The organism is Spirosoma fluminis, assembly GCF_054778895.1.
In genome coordinates this window covers 189,158-196,348 of the sequence record NZ_BAAGZD010000006.1, presented here as the reverse complement: position 1 = coordinate 196,348, position 7,191 = coordinate 189,158, and the positions used below count along the sequence as shown (strand labels likewise).

Genomic DNA, 7,191 nt, shown 5'->3' with positions numbered 1-7,191 from the left:
CCTGTTTCCAGCCCTGTTGATGGAGGGCAGCACATCGTCGGCGCAGGACTTCATATTCAGTCTGTTTGTAGTTTGTCATCGTGACCACAAGATACAGGTATTACGTACCTATTCACGTATCAATAAAAGGGTTTCGCGCCAGACGGGCTTATGTGCAAAGTTCACAGCACGTTTTCAGTTGAACCTTAACAACCGGTTTAAAAATAGAAATAAAGGCTTGCTTGTCTACTGTTGCGTGCAGCCGCTGAAATAGTCCAACCATCTTTTCAGCATACTCTTGGCCAAGCCTACTCTCAGTATCAAGGATTTCAATTAAATAGAGGGTTTTGTTTTCCTGATCAATCGGAAGATTATGAGACGGAAGCAGTGCGTTACGTTGCTGCAGAACGGTCAGGCGTTGGATAGAATTTGGGGAGCTTCTTCTTTATATCCATACATGCTCCCTACGCATCTATCAAAACCTGACCCTATGCATAGGTATTCTACCGGTATACCCTCATCAAAACGACACAGCCTATTGACCGGCATACTCTTGTGGTTCTGCGTATTGTCCGGGACAATCCGGGCGCTGGGACAGAGCGAAAACGGTACCGATCCGGTAGTTATCACCTCCCTGAATCAGAAAACCGGGGTACGCGTTACTGAAAATGGGCAGCTACAAGTGAATGTCTCCCCAAAGGATGCCCAAACAATGAAGAAACGGGGATGGGTCCGGTACAGTGACTTTGGTGCCCTGGGCGACGGCAAGACCGATGACATGGACGCTATCGCCGGAGCCCACGCCTTCGCCAATCAGCAGGGGTTGCCGGTAAAAGCAGACCAGGGCGTTACCTACTACATCGGTGGGAAGGAACGTACCGCCGTGATCCGGACCGATACCGATTTCGGCACGGCAGCCTTTATCATTGACGATACCGACGTACAAAACCGGAATGCCTCCGTTTTCCTGGTCAGGTCCAGTCTGCAACCGTTTCCGGTAACGGGTATAGCTTCGCTGAAACGGAATCAGGAGAAAATCGACGCGGCCTTACCCGGCCCCTGTCTGATCACGGTCACCAATGCCAACGTGAAGCGCTACATCCGATTTGGCTTGAACCAGAACAACGGAACCGCGCAGACAGATATCTTTATGGTAGATAAAACCGGCAAGGTGGATATGAACGCGCCGATTATCTGGGACTTCGAACAGATCACGGCGATCAGTGCGTTGCCCATTGACGAAAAGCCCCTGACGATCACCGGCGGGCGATTTACCACGATCGCCAATCAGGCCGAATCCAAGTATACCTACTATAGCCGTAACATCGCCATTAAACGCTCCAATGTGGTTGTCGACGGGCTCGAACACCGCATAACGGGCGAAGGAGACCACGGGGCACCCTATGGTGGCTTCCTCTATATTGGGGACTGTTCCTACGTCACCATCAAAAACACCATCTTGACCGGCCACAAAACCTATAGTACCATTGGTGCGGCCGAGAAACCTGTCTCCATGGGCTCATACGACATCTCCGCCAACCGCGCCCTGAATGTTTCCTTCATCAACTGCAGCCAGACCAACGATATCAATGACCGTACGTACTGGGGAATCCTGGGGTCCAACTATTGTAAGAATATGCTGTACGATGGTTGTGTCTTTTCGCGGTTCGATGCCCATATGGGGGTAGCCAATGCCACCATCCGCAACTCGACGCTGGGCCACATGGGTATTAACGCCATCGGCAGCGGGACTTTAACGGTGGAGAACAGTACCATCCGCGGCAATAACCTGGTCAATCTGCGTTCGGATTATGGCAGCACCTGGCAGGGTGAATTCGTGATTCGCAACTGTTTATTTGTACCGTCGGGTGGCAGACCCACCACCGCTTCTCTGATTGGCGGGTCGTATTCCGGTCAGCATGATTTTGGCTATGTTGCCTATATGCCAGAACGGATCATCATTGAGAACCTTCGAATCGATGATTCCAACCATCCAGAGAATTACCAGGGGCCCGCTATGTTCGCGAATTTCAATCCCCAGATGACCGACGAGTTTTATCAGGAGAAGTTCCCCTATGTCATTACCAAAGAAGTGATACTCCGGAATGTGACCACCACCAGCGGCAAGGCCCTGCGCATCAGCGATAATCCGTTTATGTTCAATAAGGTAACCGTGAAGGTCCAATAACGTAATGCAGACGCTGCCGGGAGATTACCGCCCATTCACCGGAAAACGGTTTTACACTGTTAATGACCCATATTTCTGATAATTCCATCTGGAACGGCCTGAACACCGGCAATAGGCCCTTATCTTATAGGTAGGTCTGCCTAAAACACAACTTGTTAAAAAACTAACTCTTACCAAGCCAGTCTGCTATGAACAGAAAACGCAAACCCTTGTTGCCGGTACTAACGTTTTTCATTTTATCGGGATTACAACTAGGTGTCCTTACCGCTTTTGCACAAGGACCGGGTCCGGGGCAACGGATACCTCTCCCTCCCATACCTCTAAAAAGCGATACGACCCACACCTTAACCAAACACTTCACGACGGCCGCTACCGCCAAAAAATCGCCCGATTCAAAGGGGTTTATTCAACGTTGGCTTGTGCTCGAACCGGTAAAGAAAGATATTGCCAGGAATAATATATTCACGGACAACTACCTCCGAACAACGTTTTCAACCGACAATTTCTCTCCTGATTACACCGCAGTTCCCCGAAATGGCGAAACGGTGAAAGTAGGTAATCAGGACCTGAAGTGGTATGCTCTCGACAGCAAGGCATTCAACTTTAATTTATACCATTTCACCTACGCCCTTAACAAACCAAAATACGGAATACTTGTCTGGCTGGTCACGGTCATCGACTCCCCCGAAGAAATCAAAAATGTCAGAATGGCCGCTGGCTGTAATTCAGGCAGCATGTGGTGGCTAAACGGTCAGGAAGCCCTACTGCTTTCCGGTGACAGGGATATGATTGCCGATAATGGTACCTCGGCGCGTTTAACGCTCAAAAAAGGAAGAAATATCATCCGTGGGGCCGTCATAAACGGGCCGGGTATGGCTAATTTCTGCGTTCGTTTTTTAGATGAAAAAGGGTCGCCTGTAAAAAACCTCAGTATCAGTCACGAATAAGTGAATAAGCGAATTGGCGAATGAGTGATTAGATTAAGTGAATAACTCAGGCTAACTCTGCTAATCACTCAATTCTATTTAAGCTAGTTAAACCACCACAGTACATGAAACTAATGAAAGTCTACGGCCTAACAACCTTAATCGCCTTACTGATAACCCAAACCGTACTAGCACAGGTCGGAAGACCCTTTATCCATGATCCATCAACCGTCACTGAATGCGACGGCAAATATTACACCTTTGGCACAGGCGGTGGCGGATTGATTTCCGACGATGGCTGGACATGGTATGGTGGCGGGGTGAGACCGGGTGGCGGAGCGGCTCCGGATGTGCTCAAAATTGGGGACCGTTACCTTGTCGTATATGGAGCAACCGGTGGCTCGTCTAACCACAAAGGAGCGATCCTTACCATGTGGAACAAGACATTGGACCCTAAATCGCCTGATTTTAAGTACTCCGAACCAGTTGTCGTAGCAACGTCGGATGGTTATGAAGAAAACGATGCCATTGACCCCGGCCTCATGCTGGACCCTACGACCGGACGGCTCTGGCTAACCTACGGCACCTATTTCGGCTTCACTCGCCTGGTCGAATTAGACCCCAAAACCGGAAAGCTAAAGGCAGGCAATAAACCTGTCGACGTAGCCATCGTGTGTGAAGCCAGCACCTTAGTGTATCGGGACGGTTGGTATTACCTGCTTGCTACGCATGGCAGTTGTTGCGATGGTGCCAACTCTACGTACAATGTTGTGGTGGGTCGGTCAAAGAAAATAACAGGTCCTTACCTGGATAACGTCGGAAGAAGCATGTTGGAAGGGGGTGGTAAACTAGTGGTTGCTACTCGCGGAGGATTAATAGGTCCGGGGCATTTTGGGCACATCATTCTGGAGAAAGGCGTTGAAAAAATGTCTATTCATTACGAAGCCGATCTAGAGCAGGGCGGTCGCAGCGTATTAGGTATACTTCCGGTGGTTTGGAAAGATGGATGGCCTGTTGCCGGAGAAAAGTTTAAAGATGGCCCGTATGAAATTGAATCTGTACGAAGAGGCTATGGACTAGAGCTGGCCGTTGATTTTACAAGAATGCCTGTTGTGCGGGGATTCGGCCAGCCCAACAATGACCCAATAAAGCCCGTTCCGGCTCAGCAACTAGCCGACGTAATGAAAGACTGGCCAAGCGGTCCTATTAATGTGCGAATAGGCGATTTCATGTCCCGTCCCCATCAAAAATGGACGATTACCGATGCGCCTGACAGCACCGGGTATATAGGGGGTCCCTATTACAAAATTGTTCTGGCAGGAACCGATCGGGCTTTAGCGGCAACGGCCGATGCGGAGGTTATAACCGTACCGGCCTTTACTGGCGCACCCGAACAGTTGTGGCGAATCGATCAATTGACGGATGGCACCTACCGAATCATGCCGAAGATCGTACCGAATTCAGGAAAGAAGTTAGCGCTGGTATCCTCCGGAGATAGCACGCCAACCCTGGCAGAATTTGATTTTAGCAGCGACAATTCTAAATGGAATTTTAGGCCCCAGTAAACCATCCCGCGATAAACAATGAAGCTCAACCATATCAATCTAGTTGTGTCTGATGTTGTAGACGCAATAAGCCTGTTTGAAACGTACTTCAACTTTACATGTACGGAAGTTAAAGGCCACAATAGTATAGCCGTTTTAAAAGGCGAAGACGACTTTACGCTTGTAATTATGGCCAGTAAAAGTGAACTACCTGTTTACCCAGGTGCGTTTCACATTGGCTCCATGCTTGACGATGAACAAAAAGTGACGGATACCTTTAACAGATTGAAAGAAGGAGGCATTTCGGTTGGACAGGAGCCAAGAAAGATCAGAGACAGCTTTGGCTTTTATTTTACCTTCGACAACATTATGATTGAGGTCGGGTATTACTTGAGTTAATTGTTATATATCGGTTGCGCGATAGCAGAAATGGCACCAATATGCTATCGCAGGTACTTTAAAGCCCCGTCGTATTGGAAGTAACTTCCTGGCTAAAACATAATGAAGGACAGATTTTCAACGGCGGTTACGATACAGGCTGAACCTGCTGATGTATGGACTGCTTTAACGAACCCTGACAGTATGGTTCAATGGCTAGGTGAGCCTGAGATGAATATAGAAGTGCATACTAACTGGGAAATTGGCGCTCCTATTTTAATTCGTGGTTTTCATCATGGGCCATTTGAGAACAAGGGAATTGTGCTCCACTATGACAAAGAAAAGACGGTAAGCTATAGCCATTTAAGTTCCGCATCGGATCTTCCTGACAGGCCCGAAAACTATTCCATCTTCGAGTTCAACTTGACACCTACTGGCAAGGACACGTTGTTGGCCCTTACTATCGAAAATTTCCCAACAGAGACCATTCGTAACCACCTCGAATTCTACTGGAGAACAACTGTCGTGCTGCTCAAGGAAAGAATAGAGAAACAATTAGCATAAGCATAGCAACCAACAAAAGACTTTTTAATAAACTATAAAGTTGAAAACCTGGAAGCGCTTGTAGTGCAACTTAAAGAAGAAGGCGTAACCATATTAGATGAAATTGAGCCGTTTGACTACGGCAAATTTGTTCACCTTCTTGACGTTGAAGCTTTGGGAGCCTACTCAGCACCAGTAGGCTGTAGTCAATTAAAATAGAGATAGTTAACGTACTAAAAAAGGTTTTGCATCGATAGATTTAGACAGATCAAGCCCTAATTTTTGCTTTTAGTATGATATTACCGAAAGAAAGAGATCCAAGATTTATTACCATACGACGTGGCGGAACGTTAACCGATTCAACTCATCATTTACTTGCCTTATGGGCCGCTACCTGTGCAGAACACGTACTGCACTTATTTGAGCAAGCCAACTCTGACGATAAGCGACCAAGACAAGCAATAGCACTAACACGAGCATGGGTAAACGGAGAGATAACTATGAGACAAGCGCACCAGGCTGCTTTTGCGTCAAATGCGGCCGGGAAAGGCATGCCTGATGCCGCCAGGTTTGCCGCATTGGCAGCGGGACAAGCCGTAGCCGTAGCTCACGTTGCAGCCCATGAACTTGGTGCAGCAGCCTACGCAATCAAAGCGGCTATGGCATCCGCCGAAGAACATGAGAAAGCTCAAATCGGGCGAAACGAATGTCGATGGCAACGAGACCAACTTCCAGATGAGATTCGTGGACTTGTTCTAGACGATCAAAAATTAAGAAATCACCTGTGCTGGTCTGTATTCGATTGTTAACGGTAGTATTGACTTGCCAACAGCTTGTAAAGTTGTGACCTCCTGATTCTACAAGAGCGCCGTTCATACAGGGCCTTTTCTTCAATACAACAAGTTACTACGTTGCCAGGGGCTAAAGCGCTTTTTGCAACACTACTCATAGAACTTGAAGTCACAATTGTAAAGTAGACATGCAGGAAACAGAAATAATTTATCCGATAACTCAGGTGGTGTGGCGAGCGTGGTTAGAGCAAAACCATCTTTCCAAACAGGCCGTATGGCTTATCTTTTATTCTAAAAAATCGCAAAAGCAAACGATTAGCTGGAGCGAAGCCGTTGATATCGCGCTTTGTTTCGGTTGGATAGACAGTAAAAAGATCAAGATTGATGCAGAAACCTCACACCAGTTTTTCAGCAAACGAAAACCCAACAGCACCTGGTCGAAAATCAACAAAGAGAAAGTCCTGAAACTTATTGCGAGCGGCCAAATGACGCAGGCAGGACTGAACGTGATTGAAACCGCCAAACAAAATGGTTCGTGGACAATGTTGGACGATGTTGAAGAACTGCTGATACCAGAGGACCTGGGCAACGAATTGGAAACCAGGCCAAATGCCAAAGCTTACTTTCTAAGCTTGAGCAAATCAGTCAGAAAAGCAATTTTACAATGGCTCGTACTTGCCAAACGCCCCGAGACAAGACAAAAACGTATTGCGGAAATTGTAGAACTCGCCGACCAAAAGCTAAAACCGAGACATTTACGATAATAGACGCATAACCTGACAGGTGTTGTACTCCGCTAGGTAATAAATGAAAACCACTAGGCGTCATTAATTTCCTGTACC

The 7,191-nt window shown here is 47.5% G+C and carries 8 protein-coding genes and 1 pseudogene; all 9 read left to right on the top strand.

The window, feature by feature from the left end:
* Positions 1-253: hypothetical protein (locus ACYVBJ_RS11535; RefSeq protein WP_460982452.1), on the top strand; the 253-nt coding region annotated here is incomplete at its 5' end.
* A gap of 216 nt (positions 254-469) precedes the next feature.
* The gene (locus ACYVBJ_RS11530) at positions 470-2,167 is read left to right on the top strand and encodes a hypothetical protein (protein ID WP_460982451.1); all 1,698 of its coding nucleotides are present in this window, start codon (positions 470-472) and stop codon (positions 2,165-2,167) included.
* 188 nt (positions 2,168-2,355) lie between these two features.
* Positions 2,356-3,114, top strand: coding sequence for an acetylxylan esterase (locus ACYVBJ_RS11525; protein WP_460982450.1), 759 nt, complete (start codon positions 2,356-2,358; stop codon positions 3,112-3,114).
* 104 nt (positions 3,115-3,218) lie between these two features.
* Positions 3,219-4,658 (top strand): family 43 glycosylhydrolase, encoded by a 1,440-nt coding sequence (locus ACYVBJ_RS11520; protein ID WP_460982449.1) that lies wholly within the window; start codon positions 3,219-3,221, stop codon positions 4,656-4,658.
* Between the two features lie 18 nt (positions 4,659-4,676).
* Positions 4,677-5,036, top strand: a complete 360-nt coding sequence (locus tag ACYVBJ_RS11515; RefSeq protein ID WP_460982448.1) for a VOC family protein — start codon at positions 4,677-4,679, stop codon at positions 5,034-5,036.
* Between the two features lie 102 nt (positions 5,037-5,138).
* On the top strand, positions 5,139-5,579 hold the full coding sequence (locus tag ACYVBJ_RS11510) for an SRPBCC family protein (RefSeq protein ID WP_460982447.1): 441 nt from the start codon (positions 5,139-5,141) through the stop codon (positions 5,577-5,579).
* A 15-nt stretch (positions 5,580-5,594) separates the two neighbouring features.
* Positions 5,595-5,777, top strand: a pseudogene (locus ACYVBJ_RS11505) (hypothetical protein); the annotation flags it as partial.
* Between the two features lie 74 nt (positions 5,778-5,851).
* Entirely contained in the window at positions 5,852-6,367 is a 516-nt protein-coding gene (locus ACYVBJ_RS11500; RefSeq protein ID WP_460982446.1) for a putative immunity protein, read from the top strand.
* Between the two features lie 170 nt (positions 6,368-6,537).
* Positions 6,538-7,113: a YdeI/OmpD-associated family protein gene (locus tag ACYVBJ_RS11495; protein ID WP_460982445.1), complete on the top strand. Its 576-nt coding sequence runs from the start codon at positions 6,538-6,540 to the stop codon at positions 7,111-7,113.
* The last annotated feature ends 78 nt before the right edge of the window (positions 7,114-7,191 follow it).